The 20446-nt window shown below is 72.4% G+C and carries 13 protein-coding genes; all 13 read left to right on the forward strand.

Features of this window, described 5'->3' with window-relative positions; translation table 11 throughout:
• The first annotated feature begins 3 nt into the window (after nt 1-3).
• The 13 genes from ACZ6AA_RS18460 to ACZ6AA_RS18520 all read left to right on the forward strand — a co-directional run bounded on the left by ACZ6AA_RS18460 (nt 4) and on the right by ACZ6AA_RS18520 (nt 20308).
• Complete coding sequence (locus tag ACZ6AA_RS18460; RefSeq protein WP_468449711.1) at nt 4-375, forward strand: DUF4233 domain-containing protein; 372 nt, start codon at nt 4-6, stop codon at nt 373-375.
• A gap of 130 nt (nt 376-505) precedes the next feature.
• On the forward strand, nt 506-919 hold the full coding sequence (ndk, locus tag ACZ6AA_RS18465) for a nucleoside-diphosphate kinase (RefSeq protein ID WP_385724971.1): 414 nt from the start codon (nt 506-508) through the stop codon (nt 917-919).
• Nucleotides 920-1301: 382 nt separating this feature from the next.
• Nucleotides 1302-2321, forward strand: a complete 1020-nt coding sequence (locus ACZ6AA_RS18470) for a rod shape-determining protein (RefSeq protein WP_030362602.1) — start codon at nt 1302-1304, stop codon at nt 2319-2321.
• Nucleotides 2322-2532: 211 nt separating this feature from the next.
• Nucleotides 2533-3486: a rod shape-determining protein MreC gene (gene mreC / locus ACZ6AA_RS18475; RefSeq protein WP_385724969.1), complete on the forward strand. Its 954-nt coding sequence runs from the start codon at nt 2533-2535 to the stop codon at nt 3484-3486.
• Nucleotides 3487-3502: 16 nt separating this feature from the next.
• The gene (mreD, locus tag ACZ6AA_RS18480; protein WP_030362604.1) at nt 3503-4177 is read left to right on the forward strand and encodes a rod shape-determining protein MreD; all 675 of its coding nucleotides are present in this window, start codon (nt 3503-3505) and stop codon (nt 4175-4177) included.
• Between the two features lie 49 nt (nt 4178-4226).
• Nucleotides 4227-6401 carry a penicillin-binding protein 2 gene (gene mrdA, locus ACZ6AA_RS18485; protein WP_471458935.1) on the forward strand — a complete coding sequence of 725 codons (2175 nt, stop codon included), beginning with the start codon at nt 4227-4229 and terminating at the stop codon, nt 6399-6401.
• Nucleotides 6402-6404: 3 nt separating this feature from the next.
• On the forward strand, nt 6405-7601 hold the full coding sequence (rodA, locus tag ACZ6AA_RS18490; RefSeq protein WP_468480806.1) for a rod shape-determining protein RodA: 1197 nt from the start codon (nt 6405-6407) through the stop codon (nt 7599-7601).
• Between the two features lie 46 nt (nt 7602-7647).
• A complete protein-coding gene (locus ACZ6AA_RS18495; protein WP_471458937.1) occupies nt 7648-9201 on the forward strand; it encodes a CYTH and CHAD domain-containing protein in 1554 nt (517 codons plus the stop codon).
• Nucleotides 9202-9296: 95 nt separating this feature from the next.
• A complete protein-coding gene (locus ACZ6AA_RS18500) occupies nt 9297-11231 on the forward strand; it encodes a TIGR03960 family B12-binding radical SAM protein (RefSeq protein WP_468480807.1) in 1935 nt (644 codons plus the stop codon).
• A 119-nt stretch (nt 11232-11350) separates the two neighbouring features.
• Nucleotides 11351-13420, forward strand: coding sequence for a restriction endonuclease (locus tag ACZ6AA_RS18505; protein ID WP_468480808.1), 2070 nt, complete (start codon nt 11351-11353; stop codon nt 13418-13420).
• 95 nt (nt 13421-13515) lie between these two features.
• Nucleotides 13516-14664: a hypothetical protein gene (locus ACZ6AA_RS18510; RefSeq protein ID WP_471458939.1), complete on the forward strand. Its 1149-nt coding sequence runs from the start codon at nt 13516-13518 to the stop codon at nt 14662-14664.
• Nucleotides 14665-14856: 192 nt separating this feature from the next.
• Entirely contained in the window at nt 14857-15657 is an 801-nt protein-coding gene (locus ACZ6AA_RS18515; protein ID WP_468449704.1) for a TIGR03936 family radical SAM-associated protein, read from the forward strand.
• Nucleotides 15658-15922: 265 nt separating this feature from the next.
• Nucleotides 15923-20308, forward strand: coding sequence for an Rne/Rng family ribonuclease (locus tag ACZ6AA_RS18520; RefSeq protein ID WP_471458941.1), 4386 nt, complete (start codon nt 15923-15925; stop codon nt 20306-20308).
• Nucleotides 20309-20446 lie beyond the last annotated feature (138 nt).

The following is a 20446-nucleotide window of genomic DNA, read 5'->3' on the forward strand; positions in this document are numbered from 1 at the left end:
GCTGTGCGTACGCTCTGTTCGTCGACCTTGATCGGCGAGTTCTTCGTCATCGGCTTCGCCGGTCTCGTCGCCATGAAGGACCCGGACCTGGAGATGAGCACGGTCTGGACGGTCTGCGGCATCGCCATGGGGCTTTCCGTGCTGCTGTGCGGCATGGTCACCCGGCCCGGTGGTGTCCAGCTCGGCTGGGCGCTGCAGATCGCGCTGATCGCCAGCGGCGTCGTGGTCCCGATGATGTTCTTCATGGGCGCGATGTTCGCCGCCCTGTGGTGGGCGTCCGTGCACTTCGGCCGGAAGATCGACGAGGCCAAGGCCCGGTTCGCGGCGATGGCGGAGGCGGACGGCGCGGACGCGGCACCGGCGTCCGGCGGCTGAGCTCCCCGCCGCCGTCCCCTTCCCGGCCGCCCCTGGCTTATGCCCGGCCGGTGGCCACACTGCGTAGCCGCCCCGGTATCGTGCGGGCATTCCCACGTGACGTCATGAACACCTCTTGGAGCCGCACACCATGAGCGAGCGCACTCTCGTCCTCCTCAAGCCCGACGCCGTCCGCCGAGGCCTGGTCGGCGAGATCATCGGCCGCATCGAGCGCAAGGCGGGCTGGACCATCTCCGCGCTCGAACTGCGCTCGCTCGACCAGGCGACCCTGGAGCAGCACTACGGCGAGCACCAGGGCAAGCCGTTCTACGAGCCGCTGGTGGCCTTCATGTCCTCCGGCCCCGTCGTCGCCCTCGTGGTCGAGGGCGAGCGGGTCATCGAGGGCGTGCGCGCCCTCGCCGGGCCGACCGACCCGATCGCCGCCGCCCCCGGCTCCATCCGCGGCGACTTCGGCGTGATCGTGCGCGAGAACCTGATCCACGCCTCCGACTCCGCGGAGTCCGCCGAGCGCGAGCTGAAGATCTTCTTCCCGGCCGCCGTCTGAGCGGTGGCCGAAGGCGCCGTACGAGCGGTTGCCGAGGCGTCAGGAATCCCGCCGTACTCCATCAGGATTCCTTGACGCGGCCGTGGACACGCGGCCGACAAAACAGCCCCCGACGTGCTGGGGACAAGGCCGGGACGGCCGGAGAAATCCGGCCGTCCCTTGGCATATGCGGCCCGATTGGGGGAACCCGTGCCCCTGATGGCACGTCTCCAGAAGCGGGGCGGCTCATCATCTGCTGACAATGGCGCAGACCCTCGCGCCGTGTCCGTGCGGGCGAGACTACGATGGAAGCCTCCACGCCACTCAGCACCCACCTCGCCTACCTAACAAGCCATCACACGCTCCACTAGGGAAGGCCAGACGCATCCTCATGGGGAACAACATGTCGTTCATCGGCCGTGACATGGCTGTCGACCTCGGGACCGCCAACACGCTGGTGTACGTCAGGGGTCGGGGGATCGTGCTCAACGAACCGTCCGTCGTCGCGATCAACACCAACACCGGCGGCATCCTCGCGGTCGGCGCCGAAGCGAAGAAGATGATCGGGCGCACGCCCGGCAACATCGTCGCCGTGCGCCCGCTGAAGGACGGCGTCATCGCCGACTTCGAGATCACCGAGCGGATGCTGCGCTACTTCATCCTGAAGATCCACAAGCGCCGCTATCTGGCCCGCCCGCGCGTCGTGGTCTGTGTGCCCTCCGGCATCACCGGCGTCGAGCGCCGCGCCGTCATCGAGGCCTCCTCGCAGGCCGGTGCCCGCCAGGTGCACATCATCGAGGAGCCCATGGCCGCCGCGATCGGCTCGGGCCTGCCGGTCCACGAGGCCACCGGCAACATGGTGGTGGACATCGGCGGCGGCACCACCGAGGTCGCCGTCATCTCCCTCGGCGGAATCGTCACGGCACAGTCCATCCGGGTGGCCGGCGACGAGCTGGACAACGCGATCATCCAGCACATCAAGAAGGAGTACTCCCTCCTCCTCGGCGAGCGCACCGCCGAGCAGATCAAGATCACCATCGGCTCCGCGTACGACATGGACGCCGACGAGCACACCGAGATCCGCGGCCGCGACCTGGTCTCCGGCCTGCCCAAGACCGTCGTGATCTCCGCCGCCGAGGTCCGCAAGGCCATCGAGGAGCCGGTCAACGCGATCGTCGACGCGGTCAAGACGACCCTCGACAAGTGCCCGCCCGAGCTCTCCGGCGACGTCATGGACCGCGGCATCGTCCTCACCGGCGGCGGCGCCCTGCTCCGCGGCCTGGACGAGCGCCTGCGCCGCGAGACCGGCATGCCGATCCACATCGCCGAGGACCCGCTGGACAGCGTGGCGCTCGGCTCCGGCAAGTGCGTCGAGGAGTTCGAGGCCCTGCAGCAGGTTCTGGACGCCCAGCCGCGCAGATGATGTGACACGACGATGTCCGCCGTACGAGTGCCTGCCACCTCGTGCGGCGGATCGTTGATATAGACGCAACACTGAGAGAACCCACAATTCCGCGAGCACTCGCCTGCTCGCGGTTTCATAGATTTCTGTTCAGTAGATTTCCGTTCTGTTCAGTGGATCTCCGACGATTCCTACTGACGATTCCTACTTGAGGAAGGCACGGCCGCCGCACGTGAGGGACACACGAGAGAGCCGGCTGCTCCTGGTGCTGCTGATCGCCATCGCGTTCGCTCTGATCACGGTGGACATCCGCGGCGGCGAGGACTCGCCGGTCGACGGTGCCCGCCAGGCCGCCGCCACGGTCTTCGGCCCGGTCGAGGACGGCATGTCCTCCGCCGTCGACCCGATCGGCAACGCCATCGGAGCGGTCCGCGACTCCGGCGACCGGCACGACCGCATCGCCGAACTGGAGCGCCAGAACGCCGCGTTGAAGGCCAAACTCGGCAGCGACGACCGCAACCGCAGCCGCGTCGCCCAGCTCGACTCGATGCTGAAGAAGGCCGGCGCCGGACAGTACGGCATCAAGGGCGCGGAGGTCATCGGCATAGGAGCGGCCCAGGGCTTCTCCTGGACCGTCACCATCGACGCCGGTGCCAACGACGGCCTCAAGCGCGACATGACGGTGCTCAACGGCGACGGCCTGGTCGGCCGCGTCACCACCGTCGGCCCCTCCACCGCCACCGTGCTGCTCGCCAACGATCCCGACTTCACCGTCGGCACCCGCATGGAGAAGACCGACGAGCTCGGCTTCGCCTCCGGCCAGGGCGACCGCCCGCTGCGGGTCCAGCTGCTCAACGGCAAGGCCAAGGTCAAGAAGGGCGACCGCCTGGTGACCTTCGGCTCCCAGGCCGACAAGCCGTTCGTGCCGGGCGTCCCGGTCGGCGAGGTCGTCCGCGTCGACCCCTCCGGCGGCGACCTCACCCGCAACGTCTTCGTCCGCCCCTACGTCGGCTTCACCAAGCTCGACGTCGTCGGCGTCGTCGTCGAGGCCCCCCGCGAGGACCCCCGCGACACGGTCCTGCCGCCCAAGCCCGCCAAGCCGAAACCCGCGCCCACGGTGACGGTCACGGCCACGCCGTCCGGGCAGCCCCCGGCCGACGGCGCAGACAACGGCAACGAGCAGTAGGAGCACTGACACCCCGATGCGTTTCAACCGGATCCTGCTCTCCAGCACCCTCGTCGTCGTCGCCCTCGTCATCCAGGTCAGCGTCCTGGCCCGGCTCCAGCTGCCCGGCGCCGTCCCCGACCTGGTGCTGCTCACCGTCCTCGCCCTGGCCCTCGTCTACGGCCACACGGGCGGCGCCCTGATCGGCTTCGGCGCGGGCCTGCTCACCGACCTCGCCCCGCCCGCCGACCACGCCGCCGGGCGCTACGCCCTGGTCCTGTGCGTCATCGGCTACCTGGCAGGCCTCGCCAAGCCCGAGACCGGCCGGCTGCGCTCGGCCAGCGGCCCGCTCGTCGTCGTGGTCAGCTCCGCCGTCGGCTCCACGCTCCTGTACGCGGGCGTCGGCGCCCTCGTCGGCGACGACGCGGCCCGCCACGTGGGCCTCGGCGGACTGCTCTTCACGGCCGCGCTCTACGACCTGCTGCTCGCGCCGTTCACCATCCCGCTGATCATCGCGCTCGCCCGGCGCGCCGAGAACGACCCGCTCGGGGAGACCGGCGCCAACGCCAAGGCCGCCGACGTCTCCTCCGGCTGGCTCTCCTCCGGCACCGGCCTGAGCATCGGCAACCAGCGCGGCAGCGGACTGCGCATGAAGGCGGCCAAGGCCCGGGTGGCCCGCGCCGGACGCATCAAGGGGGTCAAGCGCCTGTGAGCGCACGCACATCGACGTACGGAAGGGACGCAAGGGGAGGGGCGCGGCAGTGACCAATATTCCGGAGACCGGGCGTACCCCGCGCGTCCAGATCCGCCTCGTCATCATCCAGATCCTCGTCGTCTCCCTGCTCCTCACCCTCGGCGGCCGCCTGTGGTACCTCCAGGTCCGCAACGGCGCCGAGTACGCCGAGGAGGCCTCCGGCAACCACGTCCAGCAGGTCGTCCAGCCCGCCGTGCGCGGCGCGATCCTCGACGCCCGCGGCGTGCCCATCGCCGACAACCAGACCCGCCTCGTCGTCTCCGCGTCCCGCACGGACCTGATGAAGATGAAGGACGACGGCAAGGGCGTCCTCGACAAGCTAGCCGGGGTCCTCGACATGACCCCCAAGGACGTCGCCGACAAGGTCCGCCTCTGCGACTCCAAGACGCCCCAGCCCTGCTGGAACGGCTCGCCGTACCAGCCCATCCCGATCACCGACGAGGCCACGCCCAAGCAGGCCCTGCAGATCCGGGAGCGCTCCGAGGACTTCCCCGGCATCACCGCCGAGCCCACCGCCGTGCGCCGCTACCCCGCGCCCGGCAAGTCCAACACCGCGCAGGTCCTCGGCTACCTCTCGCCCGTCACCGACGAAGAGATCAACAAGGCCAAGGACAGCGACTCGCCCTACCTGCGCTCCGACCAGGTCGGCCGCTCGGGTCTTGAGCGCACCTACGACAAGCAGCTGCGCGGCAAGGCCGGCGTCACCCGCTACGAGGTCGACAACCTCGGTCGGGTGATAGGGAAGGCCGACTCCGACCGGGCCGAGCCCGGCTCCAACGTCGTCACCAGCATCGACGCCCGCGTCCAGGCCGTGTCCGAGTACTGGCTGAACGACGCGATGAAGAAGGCCCGCGACGAGTTCGACGACAACACCGGCGAGAACTACAAGGCCGACGCGGGCGCCGTCGTCGTCATGGAGAACAAGACCGGCCGCATCGTCTCGATGGCCTCCAACCCCCACTACGACCCGAACGCCTGGGTCGGCGGCATCTCCGGCAAGGACTACGCCCGCCTCACCGGCAAGAAGTCCAACTACCCGCTCCTGAACCGGGCCATCCAGGGCCAGGCCGCCCCCGGCTCGATCTTCAAGGTCATCCCGACCACCGCCGCCGTCAACGCGGGCTACGAGTTCAACGGCCGCTACCCCTGCCCCAGCTCGTACTCGATCGGCGGCCAGGTCTTCAAGAACTTCGAGTCCCAGGGCCACGGCTCCATCTCCCTCGGCCAGGCCCTGGAGGTGTCCTGCGACACCGTCTACTACAAGCTGTCGCACGACGAGTGGCGCAAGGACGGCGGCAACAAGCCGAAGCAGGACCCCAAGGACTGGTTCTACAAGACCGCCCACCAGTTCGGCCTCGGCAAGGAGACCGGCGTCGACCTGCCCAACGAGGTCAGCGGCCGCGTCCCCGACCGGCAGTGGAAGAAGGACTACTGGGGCGCCAACAAGGACGCCTGGTGCAAGCAGGGCAAGAAGGACGGCGAGTACGCCGAGCGCATCGCGTACGAGAACTGCCTCGAAGGCATGAAGATGCGCGCCGGTGACTCCGTCAACTACTCCATCGGCCAGGGCGACACCCTCGTCACGCCGATCCAGATGGCCACCATCTACTCGGCCATCGCCAACGGCGGCACCATGTACAACCCCACCGTCGGCAAGGCGATCATCAGCGGCGACGGCAAGCGCGTCGAGGAGATCAAGCCCAAGTCCCACGGCAAGCTGCCCATGGACGCGGCCCTGCGCAAGGACATAGACGGTGCCCTCGCGGACGTCGCGACCAAGGGCACCGCCGCCTGGCGCTTCGGCGGCTGGCCCCAGGACAAGATCCCGATGCACGCCAAGACGGGTACCGCCGAGGTCTACGGCAAGCAGACGACGTCGTGGTTCGCGACGTACACCAAGGACTACTCGATCGTGATGACGATCTCCCAGGGCGGTACGGGCTCCGGCGCCTCCGGGCCCGCCGTCCGCAAGATCTACGACGCCCTCTACGGCCTCGACGACAGCGGCAAGCAGGACCTGAAGAAGGCCCTGCTGCCCGAGCCGCAGAAGTCCCTGCCCAAGATCGAGGCCGATGGCTCCATCGACGCCCCGAAGATCAAGCCGTTCAAGCCCGGCAAGCCCAAGCCGCCGACCGAGCAGACCCAACTGGCCGGGCCCCCGGCGACGGGGAGGCGTGACTAGTCCATGACCGGCACCGGTGGCTTCTCCGTCTCGGGCTACGGCCCCGAGCGCTCCACGCTCTCCCGTCTGCTCGCCCGCGACTCGATACTGCGCAGGCTCGACTGGGTGATGCTGCTCGCCGCCCTCGCGCTCTCCGTGATCGGCTCCGCGCTCGTCTACTCGGCGACCCGCAACCGCACGGAACTCGTCGGCGACGACCCGTACTCCTTCCTGATCAAGCACGTCGTGAACATCGGCATCGGCTTCGCCCTGATGATCGCCACGGTCTGGCTCGGCCACCGCAACCTGCGCACGGCCGTGCCGATCCTCTACGGCGTCTCGGTCTTCCTGATCCTGCTGGTCCTCACCCCGCTCGGCGCGACCATCAACGGCGCCCACGCCTGGATCGTCATCGCGGGCCAGTCGCTCCAGCCGTCCGAGTTCTGCAAGATCACCATCATCCTGGGCATGGCGATGATGCTCGCCGCCCGCGTCGACGCGGGCGACAAGGAGCACCCCGACCACCGCACCGTCGTCCAGGCCCTCGGCCTCGCCGCCGTCCCGATCATGATCATCATGCTGATGCCCGACCTCGGCTCGGTCATGGTCATAGTGATGATCGTGCTCGGCGTCCTGCTCGCCTCCGGCGCCTCCAACCGCTGGGTCTTCGGCCTGATCGGCGCGGGCGCGCTCGGCGGCGTCGCCATATGGCAACTGCACGTCCTGGACGACTACCAGATCGCCCGCTTCGCCGCCTTCGCCAACCCCGCGCTCGACCCGGCGGGCGTCGGCTACAACACCAACCAGGCCCGCATCGCCATCGGCTCCGGCGGCCTCACCGGCACCGGCCTCACCAACGGCACCCAGACCACCGGCCAGTTCGTGCCCGAGCAGCAGACCGACTTCGTCTTCACCGTCGCGGGCGAGGAACTGGGCTTCGTCGGCGCGGGCGCCATCCTGGTCCTGCTCGGCGTGATCCTCTGGCGCGCCTGCCGCATCGCCCGCGAGACCACCGAGCTGTACGGCACGATCGTCGCCGCCGGGATCATCGCCTGGTTCGCCTTCCAGGCCTTCGAGAACATCGGCATGACCCTCGGCATCATGCCGGTGGCCGGTCTGCCCCTGCCGTTCGTGTCGTACGGAGGGACGTCGATGTTCGCGGTGTGGCTCGCCGTGGGCCTGCTCCAGTCGATCAAGGTGGAACGGCCGCTGTCGGCATAGCGGCCGGGGTCTGCCCAAGTCGGCCGATCGCGTCTAGATTCGGTTCATGGCGGACACGAAGCGCGAACGCGAGATCGAGCGGAAGTACGACGCCGAAGCCCCCGGCGGGCTCCCCGACCTCAGGGGAGTCGCCGGGGTGGCCGACGTCGTCGACAAGGGCGTCGCCGACCTGGACGCGGTGTACTACGACACCGCCGACCAGCGCCTCGCCACGGCCTCCATCACGCTGCGCCGCCGCACCGGCGGCCACGACGCGGGCTGGCACCTGAAACTGCCCGTGCCCGAGATCGAGGGCGCCCGCGACGAGGTGCACGCCCCCCTGTCGGACGACGTCCCCCGCGCCCTCGTCGGCCTGGTCCGCTCCCGCGTCCGCGAGGCCGACCTGACCCCCGTCGTCCGCCTCCGCTCGGCCCGCGACCTGCGCCACCTCGTCGACGCCGACGGCACCCTCCTCGCCGAGGTCAGCGTCGACGGCGTCCGTGCCGACCGCCTGGACGGCACCCCGGGCACCGCGTCCTGGACGGAGATCGAGGTGGAACTGGCCCCGAGCGGCGACCCCCGCCTCCTGGACAAGGTGGAGAAGAAGCTCCGCAAGGCGGGCGTACAGAGGGCGACGGCCAAGTCGAAACTGGCACGGGCCCTGGCCGAGACGGCGGAGCACGAGACCGTTCCCACTGTGGGCCATCGCCCCGCAGGGCAGGCGGATCTGAACCCCGACGCGGCGGGCGCCCAGGTCCTCGCGTACCTCCGCGAGCAGCGCGACGCCCTGGTCGACCTGGACCCCGCGGTCCGCCAGGACCTCCCCGACTCCGTCCACCAGATGCGCGTGGCGACCCGCCGCACCCGCAGCGCCTTCAAGACGTACAGCAAGATCCTCGACCGCACGGTCACGGACCCCGTCGGGGAGGAGCTGAAGTGGCTGGCCGCCGAGCTGGGTGTGGACCGCGACCGCGAGGTCCTCGCGGAGCGCCTCACGGAGGCCATCGCCGCGGTCCCCAGGACCCTCCTCCTCGGCCCCGTCCGCGGCCGCCTGAAGATCTGGAAGGTCGCGGGCCGCGCGGGCTCACGCCGCAAGACGGTCGCCGTCCTGGACAGCAAGCGCTACCTCGCGCTGCTCGACCGCCTGGACGCCCTCCTGGCCGACCCCCCGCTCCGCAAGGGCGCCGCGAGCCCCGCCGCAAAGGCCCTGCCCAAGGCGATGCTCAAGGACTACGGCCGCCTGGCCACCCGCGTCGACCACGCCCTCGCCCTGGCCCCCGGCACCGACCGGGACCTGGCGATGCACGAGGCCCGCAAGGCCGCGAAGCGCGCCCGGTACGCGGGCGAGGCGGCGACCCCGGCCCTCGGCAAGCCCGCGGCCCGCTTCGCCAAGCGGATGAAGGGCGTGCAGAAGGTGCTCGGCGACCACCAGGACAGCGTGGTGGCCCGCGAGGCCCTGCGGGCCCTGGCCGTCCAGGCGCACGCGGCGGGGGAGTCCGTGTTCGTGTGGGGCCTGCTGTACGGCCGCGAGGAGGCGGCCGCGGCGGCACGGGAGCGGGAACTGCCGGGGGTGTGGGAGCGGGCGTCCCGGCCGAAGGTGCGGGCGGCCCTCGGCGGCTAGGCGCCCGCGCGGGGGTCGGCCGTTCGAGGTACGGGGCGGGGCCCGGGCCACGTTAGGCTTGAGGGTCACCCCTGTCAGCTCACGAAGGTCCAGCGATGTCTGTCGAGTCGGTTTTCCCGCAGCTCGAAGCCCTGCTCCCGCATGTGCAGAAGCCGATCCAGTACGTGGGCGGTGAGCTCAACTCCACCGTCAAGCCCTGGGACGACTGCGATGTCCGCTGGGCCCTCATGTACCCGGACGCGTACGAGGTCGGTCTGCCCAACCAGGGCGTCATGATCCTCTACGAGGTCCTGAACGAGCGCGACGGCGTCCTCGCCGAGCGCACGTACAGCGTCTGGCCGGACCTCGAAGAGCTGATGCGCGAGCACAAGGTCCCGCAGTTCACGGTGGACAGCCACCGCCCGGTGAAGGCCTTCGACGTGTTCGGCCTGTCCTTCTCCACGGAGCTGGGCTACACGAACATGCTGACCGCCCTGGACCTCGCGGGCATCCCGCTGGAGTCCAAGGACCGCGGCCTCGACGACCCGATCGTCCTCGCGGGCGGCCACGCCGCGTTCAACCCCGAGCCGATCGCCGACTTCATCGACGCGGCGGTCATCGGCGACGGCGAGCAGGCCGTGCTCGACATGACGGAGATCATCCGCGCCTGGAAGGCCGAGGGCCGCCCCGGCGGCCGCGAGGAGGTCCTGTTCCGCCTCGCGCGCACCGGCAGCGTCTACATCCCGGCGTTCTACGACGTGGAGTACCTCCCGGACGGCCGCATCGGCCGTGTCGTACCGAACAAGTCCGGTGTCCCGTGGCGCGTGTCCAAGCACACCGTCATGGACCTCGACGAGTGGCCCTACCCGAAGCAGCCCCTGGTGCCGCTCGCCGAGACCGTGCACGAGCGCATGTCCGTGGAGATCTTCCGCGGCTGCACGCGCGGCTGCCGCTTCTGCCAGGCGGGCATGATCACCCGCCCGGTGCGCGAGCGCTCCATCACGGGCATCGGCGAGATGGTCGAGAAGGGCCTGAAGGCGACCGGCTTCGAGGAGGTCGGCCTGCTCTCGCTGTCCTCCGCCGACCACACCGAGATCCACGACGTCGCCAAGGGCCTCGCCGACCGGTACGAAGAGGACAAGGTCGGCCTCTCCCTGCCGTCGACCCGCGTGGACGCCTTCAACATCGACCTCGCCAACGAGCTGACCCGCAACGGCCGCCGCTCCGGCCTCACCTTCGCCCCCGAGGGCGGCAGTGAGCGCATGCGCAAGGTCATCAACAAGATGGTCTCCGAAGAGGACCTGATCCGCACCGTCGCCACCGCCTACGGCAACGGCTGGCGCCAGGTGAAGTTGTACTTCATGCTCGGCCTGCCCACCGAGACCGACGAAGACGTCCTGCAGATCGCCGAGATGGCGGCGAACGTCATCCAGAAGGGCCGCGAGGTCGCGGGCAACGACATCCGCTGCACGGTCTCCATCGGCGGCTTCGTGCCCAAGCCGCACACGCCCTTCCAGTGGGCCCCGCAGCTCTCCGCCGCGGAGACCGACGCCCGCCTGGAGAAGCTCCGCGACAAGATCCGCGGCGACAAGAAGTACGGCCGCTCCATCGGCTTCCGCTACCACGACGGCAAGCCCGGCATCGTCGAGGGCCTGCTCTCCCGCGGCGACCGCCGCCTCGGCGCCGTCATCCGCGCCGTCTACGAGGACGGCGGCCGCTTCGACGGCTGGCGCGAGCACTTCAGCTACGAACGCTGGATGCGGTGCGCCGACAAGACGCTGCCCGAGGTGGGCCTCGACGTCGACTGGTACACCACCCGTGAGCGCACCTACGAAGAAGTGCTGCCCTGGGACCACCTGGACTCCGGCCTCGACAAGGACTGGCTCTGGGAGGACTGGCAGGACGCGCTCGACGAGACCGAGGTCGACGACTGCCGCTGGACGCCGTGCTTCGACTGCGGTGTCTGCCCCGCCATGCAGACGGAGATCCAAGTGGGGCCGACGGGCAAGAAGTTGCTGCCGCTGTCGGTGAAGACGCCCGCCGCGAAGTGAGACCCCCCGGCGCCGTGGGCGCGGCGCCGGATGCTGGCTAAAGTCATCTCATAACCGCTGGTTGGAGGGCCGGTCGGCGGTTGTGGGAGAGGTCGGCGTCCTGGGGAGGGCCTGCACGCATGAGTCGTCGCTCAAGTGGTCTTGTCGGTGTCTGGGCTGAGGTCCAGCGGCAGCAGCAACGCCAGCTGGAGGCCGAGGCCCGACAGCGCCGGGAACAGGAGCGGCAGGCCCGTGCCGAGCAGCGCCGGATGGAGCGGGACTACCGCGAGTACCGCCAGGCGGAGGCCCGGCGCCGCACCCAGGAACTCGACGCGCGCGTGGAGGCCCTCCAGGGGCTGTTAGCGGCCGGCTGCCGGGCCCCCGCCTTCCGTGCCGAGGCCCTGACGCGGACCGAGGACGTGCTGCCGTTCTCGGCCGGACAGCTCGCGGTGCCGGTGCCGATGCCGGACGTGAACCTCTATCAGGCGCAGGGCGGTTGGACGCCGGGCCGCCGCGCGCAGGCACAGGCGGAGGCGCGGGCCCGCTTCGAGTACGACTGGCGGGCGGCGCAGGCCGCGGAGGCCCAGCGGCAGCGGCAACTGGCGGAGCTGCGGCGCCAGTACGACGCCTGGGTCACCGGTCACCTGGCGGAGGTGCGCCGCCACAACGCGGGCATCGCCGAGGTCGCCGCGGGGGTCAGGAGCGGCGACGCGGAGGCCGTCGTCGAGTACTTCACCGCCGCCCTGTACGCCTCGACGGCCTGGCCCGAGGGCTTTCCCCGGCAGGTCGCCGCGGCCTACGACCCGGCGTCGCGCCAGCTGGTGCTCGACTGGGAACTCCCGGGCCACGACGTCGTTCCCGAGGCGAAGTCGGTGCGCTACCTGATCAACGCCGACGAGGACAAGGAGGCACCGCGCCCGGTGACCCAGCGCCGGGCGCTGTACCGGGGCGTCATCGCCCAGTGCGTGCTGCTCGTGCTGCACGACCTGTTCGCGGCGGACGAGCACGGCGCCCTCGAATCGGTGGCGCTGAACGGGTTCGTCGACGACCACGATCCGGCGACGGGCGTACGGACACACATCTTCCTCGCCTCGGTCATGGCCGCGCGCGCCCCCTTCGCCGACCTCCGCCTGGAGCAGGTGGACCCGGTCAGCTGCCTGGTCGACGGCCTCCGGGGCCAGTTGGCGGCGCGGCCCGACCAGCTCTCGCCGGTGCGGCCCGTGCGCAGGCCGGACGACGTGGGCCAGCACGTGGCCAGCCACGGCGGCGCCGGGGCGGGCGACGAGCCTGACCTGCGCGAGATGGACCCGATCGTGTTCGAGTCCCTGGTCGCCGAGCTGTTCCGGGCCATGGGCATGCAGGCGGTGATGACGCAGCGCTCGAACGACGGCGGCGTGGACGTCGACGCCCTCGACCCCACCCCGATCCGCGGCGGCAAGATCGTCGTCCAGGTGAAGCGCTACCGCAACACCGTCCCGCCGACGGCCGTCCGAGATCTGTACGGCACCGTGCAGGACTGCGGCGCCAACAAGGGCGTCCTCGTCACCACGTCGGGCTTCGGCCCCGGCTCGTACACCTTCGCCAACGGCAAGCCGCTGGAGCTGATATCGGGCCCCGAACTGGTCGACCTGCTGCACCGGCACGGACTCTCCGGCCGCCTCGGGGAGCGCGCGGGCACGGCCCCCGCGCCGCCCCCGGCCCCCGCGCCCCGGCAGAACGACGTCGGGGACTACAACGTCCTCGGCATGTCCTGGTCCGGCAGCGTCGCCGTGGACGTCTGCGCCCTCGTCTGCGCGGGCGGCCGGGTCCTGAGCGACGACCACTTCGTGTTCTTCAACAACTCACGGACCCCGGACGGTTCGGTGCGCGCGGAGCCCGCGAGCCCGCCGGACAAGGCCGCGGTGCGGGTCGCCTTCGAGTCGCTGCCCGCGGCCGCCGACCGGCTCGCGCTCGTCGCCGCGGTCGACCCCGAGGTCAACCCGCACGCGGACCTGTCCGGCTTCACCGACGCCCGCATCCGGCTCCTCGACCCGTCCCTGACGGAACTGGGCACGCTCGACGTCTCCGAGGGCCGCGCGGGCGAGACCGCCCTGGTCCTCGGCTCGTTCCGGCGCAGAGCGGGCGGCGACTGGGACTTCGTGCTCGGCGGCAAGGGCTACACGGGCGGCCTGGAGCAGCTCCTGCCGGACTACGGCATCGCCGTCGAGTGAACGCCCTTCGCCGTCCCGCCGACCCACCCGCGGGGAAATCCCGACGCGGCCCCGAAATCGGGAGCCGCGGCGCCCCTGTGTGCGTCTAGCACCACATGGACCTGGAGAAACGGCCCGCGACACCCCCGGTGGAGCAGGCCGCGCAACACCCGGCGGCCCCCGCGCCGCAGCCCGCATTGAGACAGCCCCCCGCGCAGGCGGAGGGCTGTCTCGTCGTGGCCATCCGACTGCCGGTGCGGATCGTGGCCCTGGTGATCGTCCTGCCGGTGCGCCTGGTGTGGGACGCGCTGGTGGTGGCCGGGCGGTTCCTGCTCGACACCGCGCTGCGGCCCGGCGGACGCGCGCTCGCCTGGCTGGGGCGCACCCTCGTGCTGCGGCCGCTCGGCGCGGTGTGGACGTACGTCCTCGCTCCGGTGGGCCGGGGGCTCGCGGCGGCCGGGCTGTTCCTCGGCAAGTGTCTGTTCGTCTGGCCCTGGGTGGGCCTGTGGCGGTACGTGGTCGTGCCGGTCGGCCGTGGGCTGGGATGGCTCCTGCACGTGCTGCTCGTCGTGCCCGCCGCCTGGCTGTACCGGTACGTCCTGACGCCCGTGGGGCACGCGCTCGCCTGGGCCGCGCGGGGCGTCGGGGCCGGGGCGTCGGCGGTCGCGCGCGGTGTGCGGTGGCTGCTGCGGATCCTGTTCGTGGTGCCCGCGGTGTGGACGTACACCCGGGTGCTCACGCCGATCGGGCACGCCATCGCCTGGGCGGCGCGCGGGGTCGCCGCCGGGATCCTGTGGCTGCTGCGGGGCATCGGGTTCGTCGTGTGGACGCTGCTGCGGTGGGTCTTCGTGGTGCCCGCCGTGGCGGTGTGGCGGTGGGTGCTCGCGCCGGTCGGGCGGGGCATCGCCTTCGTGGCGCGCGAGGTCGGGGACGCGCTCGGGCACGCGTGGCGGGTCGCAGGGCATCTGTCGCGGGCCGTGTGGCGGTTCCTCGGACAGCTCCTTCGGTGGATCTTCGTGAGCCCCGCGCGCTGGGTGTACCGGACCGTCCTCACCCCGGCCGGGCACGCCGTCCGCGACCTGGTGTGGCGCCCAGCCGCCGCGGCGGTGCGGGCCGCGGGACGCGCCACGAGGCAGGCGCTCGGATCGGTGCGCGACAGCGTGCGCGCGGCCCGCGCCGACGTCCGGCGGCTGCTCTTCGGCGGGTCCCGTGAGAAGGTGCCCGTCACACAGGGCCACGAGGCCGACGGAAACCTGCGGACGTGAAGCGCGTATTCTGAGGCGAAGGTCCGGCGTGAAATGTCCCCGCAGCCGCAGGGACGATCCGGACCACGACACACGGCAGCGCCAGCCCGGACGCGCTCCCCGCCGATACGGGGACGGCGTCACGGGCCGCGTACACGAGGAGAAGTTCCCCTGGGCAAGCGACAGCCCGAAGGCCCGCCGCCCGCACCCGCGGTGCAGCGCATCCGACTGCGCTACACCAAGCGCGGCCGCCTCCGGTTCACCAGCCACCGTGACTTCCAGCGTGCCTTCGAGCGGGCGCTGCGCCGCGCCGAGGTGCCCATGGCGTACTCGGCCGGCTTCACCCCGCACCCGAAGGTGTCGTACGCCAATGCCGCACCCACCGGCACGGGCAGCGAGGCCGAGTATCTGGAGATCGCCCTCACCGAGCACCGCGACCCGCGCACCCTGTGGGCGCTGCTCGACGAGTCACTGCCCGACGGACTCGACATCACCGACGCCGTCGAGGCCCGCACCTCGGGCCTCGCCGACCGGCTCACCGCCTCCGTGTGGGAGCTGCGTCTGGACGGCGTGGAGCCCGAGGCGGCCGAGCGCGCCGCCGCCGCCTTCCGCGCCGCCGAGACCGTCGAGGTCCAGCGCCGCACGAAGAACGGCATGCGGACCTTCGACGCCCGCGCGGCCGTCGTCAGCCTCGACGGTCTCGGTCCGGAGGCGCTCGCCTCCCGCGCCGATAGGCCGACCGACAAGCCCTGTGCGATACTGCGGCTGGTTGTACGGCACGTGACACCTGCCGTCCGACCCGACGACGTCCTGTCCGGTCTCCGAGCTGTGGCCGACCTGGCGCCGCCGGTCCCCGCAGCGGTGACCAGGCTGGCGCAGGGGCTTTTCGATGAAGAGACCGGCACGGTGACCGACCCGCTCGCGCCCGACCGCGAGGCAGACATGGCCGCCCCGGCCGATCGTCCCGATCGTCCAGGGGACGCCGCACCTGCCGCCGCGACGGCGCCGGAGTAGGGACGGTCCCGCGCAGGGGCGTTCGCCGAGAACACCGCAGCGCCGCCCTCGTACTCGGGAGCCACCTGGGTCGGGCGGCGCACTGACCAGAAGACTTTCGCCAGGCCGTCCGCACAAAGGGGCGTACGGAACCGGCGAGACAAGACACAGAGAGCTCCCGTGCGGCGCCCACGCCCCCGGATGGCGGCCCCGCGCAGCAAGCGAGAGCCGCGGATACGTCCGGTACAGGCGCGGCGCCCGGGAGCGTGACGGGAGAACCGCCCGCATGCTTGAGCCGAACGACCCCACTGAGGGTTCGAACAACAACACACCCAGCGACACCCTGCCCCCGCGCCGCCGGCGCCGGGCCGCGTCGCGTCCCGCGGGGCCGCCCGCTGGCACCACCACGGACGCCGGGCCGGCCATACCGGCCACCCCCGCCACCGCCGTGGACACCGCTCCCGCCGCCGCGACCGACGTCGTCGACGACGAGGCCGAGGCCCTGGAGACGGACGAGACCGCCGAGGTCAGCGCGGTCGAGGCCGCCGAGGCCCCCGAGGCCGTGGAGACCGCCGAGGCCGCGCCCGCCGTGGAAGAGGCCCCCGCTCGTACGCGCCGTCGCGCCACCCGTCGTGCCTCCGCGCCCGCCGGTGCCCCGCAGTCCGCCGCGTCGGCCGACGCCCTGGCCGAGGCCGCCGCGCCCGCCGCCGAGCCGGTCGCCGCCGCCGAGGCCGCCCCCGCCGTGGAAGAGGCCGCCCCCGCTCGTACGCGTCGCCGTGCCACCCGTCGTGCCTCCGCGCCCGCCGGTGCCCCGCAGGCGGCCGAGGCGGAGCAGCCGTCGGCCGCCGTCGCCGAGAGCCCGGCCGCACCTGCCGCCGAGGCCGCCGCACCCGCCGCCGATGCCGCCGCGCCCGAGGCCGACGCTGCCCCGCGCCGCACCCGCCGCCGTGCCACCCGCACCGCGTCCGCGCCCGCTGCCGAGGCGCAGGCCGCCCCGGCCGCGGAGCCCGCCACGACCACGGAGGCCACCGCGTCCGCCGAGACCGCTGAGGCCCCCGAGGCCCCGGAAGCCGCCGCCCCCGAGGCCGACGCCGCCCCGCGCCGCACCCGCCGCCGTGCCACCCGGACCGCGTCCGCGCCCGCCGCCGAGGTGCAGGCCGCCCCGGCCACGGAGCCCGCCGAGGCCGCCGAGACCCCCGAGGCCGTCGAGGCCCCGGCCGCCGAGGACGCCGCCCCGCGCCGCGCCCGCCGCCGCGCCACCCGCGCCGCCGCCTCCGCGGTCGACGTGCAGCCCGCAGAGGCCCCGGCCGCGAACGACACCCCGGCCGAGGCGCCGCAGCAGGCCGAGGCCGCCCCGCGTGGCCGCAACGGCCGCGAGGCCGAGGCCGCCGCCGAGCAGGCCGAGGCGGACGCCCCGCGCGGGCGTGGCCGCCGTCGCGCCACCCGCAAGGCCGCCGCCGGATTCACCGCGCCCGCGGCCGCGGGCACGCGCTCCGACGACGACAACGAGCGCCGCCCGGCGCGGCCCGCCGTGGCCGTGTTCCAGGCGCCCGTCTTCGCCGAGCCGATGTTCCAGACCCCGGAGCGCGCCGCCGCCGCTGCCGCCGCCGAGGCGGCCGAGCAGCCCGTCGAGGCCGCGCCCGCGCCCGCGCCCGTGCCCGCCGCCGAGGAGGAGACCGGCCCGCGCCGTCGTCGCCGCCGCCGCGCCGCGGACGAGCAGCCCGCCGCCCCCGTCGCGGCGGAGCCCGAGGAGACCGTCGAGGCCGAGCCCGCCGAGGCGGAGGCCGACATCGACAACGAAGGCGCCGACGAGGCAGCCGACGGCGAGGACGCCGGTGAGCGGCACGGCCGCCGTCGCCGCCGCGGTGGCCGTCGCCGCCGTCGTGGCGAGTCCGCCGACGCCGACGGCGCCGAGCAGTCGGACGACGCCGCCGAGCGCTCCGACGAGGCCGCCGAGTCCGTCGATGACGCCGACGCCGACGAGGCCGACCGGTCCGACGACGACTCCGACGACGCCGAGGCCGCCGGTGGCTCCGGCTCGAGCAGCAGCCGTCGCCGCCGTCGCCGTCGCCGCCGCGCCGGTGACTCCGCCGAGGCCGAGCCGGGCGACGGCGACCCGGAGCGCACGGTCGTCAAGGTCCGCGAGCCGCGCAAGAAGGGCGACGACTCGCCCTCGGACGAGGTGCAGTCCATCAAGGGCTCGACCCGTCTGGAGGCCAAGAAGCAGCGCCGCCGCGAGGGCCGCGAGCAGGGTCGGCGCCGGGTGCCGATCATCACCGAGGCCGAGTTCCTGGCCCGCCGCGAGGCGGTCAACCGGGAGATGATCGTCCGTCAGAACGGCGACCGCACCCAGATCGGCGTGCTCGAGGACAACATCCTCGTCGAGCACTACGTCAACAAGGAGCAGTCGACGAGTTACGTCGGCAACGTCTACCTGGGCAAGGTGCAGAACGTCCTGCCGTCGATGGAGGCCGCCTTCATCGACATCGGCAAGGGCCGCAACGCCGTCCTGTACGCCGGTGAGGTCAACTTCGAGGCGCTCGGCATGGCCAACGGGCCGCGCCGCATCGAGTCCGCCCTGAAGTCCGGCCAGTCCGTTCTGGTGCAGGTCACCAAGGACCCGATCGGCCACAAGGGCGCCCGCCTGACCAGCCAGGTCTCGCTGCCCGGCCGCTACCTGGTCTACGTACCCGAAGGGTCGATGACCGGCATCAGCCGCAAGCTGCCCGACACCGAGCGCGCGCGTCTGAAGACCATCCTCAAGAAGATCGTCCCCGAGGACGCGGGCGTCATCGTGCGCACCGCCGCCGAGGGCGCGAGCGAGGACGAGCTGCGCCGTGACGTCGAGCGGCTGCAGGCGCAGTGGGAGGACATCCTCAAGAAGTCGAAGATGACCACCACCAGCTCGCCGAGCCTGCTCTACGGCGAGCCGGACATGACCGTCCGCGTGGTCCGCGACATCTTCAACGATGACTTCTCGAAGGTCATCATCAGCGGCGACGAGGCCTGGGAGACCATCCACGGCTACGTCTCGCACGTCGCGCCCGACCTCGCCGACCGCCTCTCGCGGTGGACGTCCGAGGTCGACGTCTTCGCGACGTACCGGATCGACGAGCAGCTCGCCAAGGCCCTCGACCGCAAGGTGTGGCTGCCCAGCGGCGGCTCGCTGGTGATCGACAAGACCGAGGCCATGGTCGTGATCGACGTCAACACCGGCAAGTTCACCGGTCAGGGCGGCAACCTCGAAGAGACCGTGACGAGGAACAACCTCGAAGCGGCCGAGGAGATCGTGCGCCAGCTGCGCCTGCGCGACCTCGGCGGCATCGTCGTCATCGACTTCATCGACATGGTCCTGGAGTCCAACCGGGACCTGGTCCTGCGCCGGATGCTGGAGTGCCTGGGCCGGGACCGGACCAAGCACCAGGTCGCCGAGGTCACCTCGCTGGGTCTGGTGCAGATGACCCGCAAGCGGGTCGGCCAGGGCCTCCTGGAGTCCTTCTCCGAGACCTGTGTGCACTGCAACGGCCGCGGCCTCATCGTGCACATGGACCAGGCAACCACGGCCGGTGGCGGCGGCAAGCGCAAGAAGCGCGGCCGCGGCGGCGCCGACCAGGGCGCGCACGACCACACGCACGAGGGTGCCGAGGCCGTCGAGACGGCGGCCGAGGTCGCCGCCGAGGTCGCCGAGCCGGTGGCGCTGCCCGAGCCCGCGTTCGTCCCCGACGAGGAGCTGTACAGCAGCCCGGCCGAGGCCGAGGCCGCCGCTTCCCGCGGCCGTTCGCGGCGCCGGGCCACGCGGCGGGCGTCCGCTCCCGCGGGCGCGCCGAAGTCGGAGACGGCTGAGGTCGAGGCGTCCGAGAGCGCGGAGAGGGCCGAGCAGCCCGAGAAGGCTGACAAGGTCGAGAAGGCCGACAAGGCTGAGAAGTCCGGGCGTGCGGCCAAGGCCGACAAGGCCGGGCGCGCCGAGAAGAAGGCCAAGTCCCGTGCGGGCAGGGCCAAGGCGGAGCCGGTCGAGGAGGCCGCCGAGGCGGTCGCCCCGGCTGCCGAGGTCGCGGAGGCCCCGGTCGCCCCGGTCGCCGAGGTCGTCGAGGCCCCCATGGCCGCCGCCGAGGACGACGCGGCTCCCAAGGGGCGTACGCGGCGTCGGGCGACCCGCAAGGCGACGGCTCCGGCCGGTTCGCCGAAGGCGGCGGCCGACAGCGGTGAGGTGATCATCGCGGAGACGGCCAAGCCTGAGCCGGTCGCCGAGGCCCCGGCCGCCGAGCCGGTCGCCCCGGCCGAGCCGGTTGCGGAGGCGGCCCCCGAGGCCCCGGCGCGCCCGCGCCGCCGTGCCGTGCGCAAGGCCACCGCGCCGACCGCGCCCGAGGAGACGGCCGTCGTGGTCGTCCCCGCGGCGGACAAGCCGTCCGACGCGGCCGCGGACCAGGCGCCCGAGGCGCCCGCCGCCGACGCCGAGGAAGCCGCTCCGGCCGCCAAGAAGGCGGCGCGCAAGACGGCCAAGAAGGCCACCGCCAAGAAGGCCGCGACGAAGAAGACCGCGGCCAAGAAGACGACGGCGAAGAAGACGGCCGCCAAGAAGACGACGGCCAAGAAGGCGGCGAAGACCACCAAGAAGGCCGCGGCCGCCGAGCAGTCGGGCGCCACGGTCACGGCCCCGGCCGACGCGGGCTGAGGTCGGCCCGGCGCGTCCGGCCGTGACTCGGCCGGGCGCCCCGGCCGACCCTCACGGGCGTCACCGCAGCAACGGTGCCCCCGGCACGGCGAGTTCGCCGTGCCGGGGGCACCGGCGCGTCGGCGCGCATGGTGCCAG

The sequence above is a fragment of the Streptomyces sp. NPDC040610 genome (assembly GCF_055594065.1).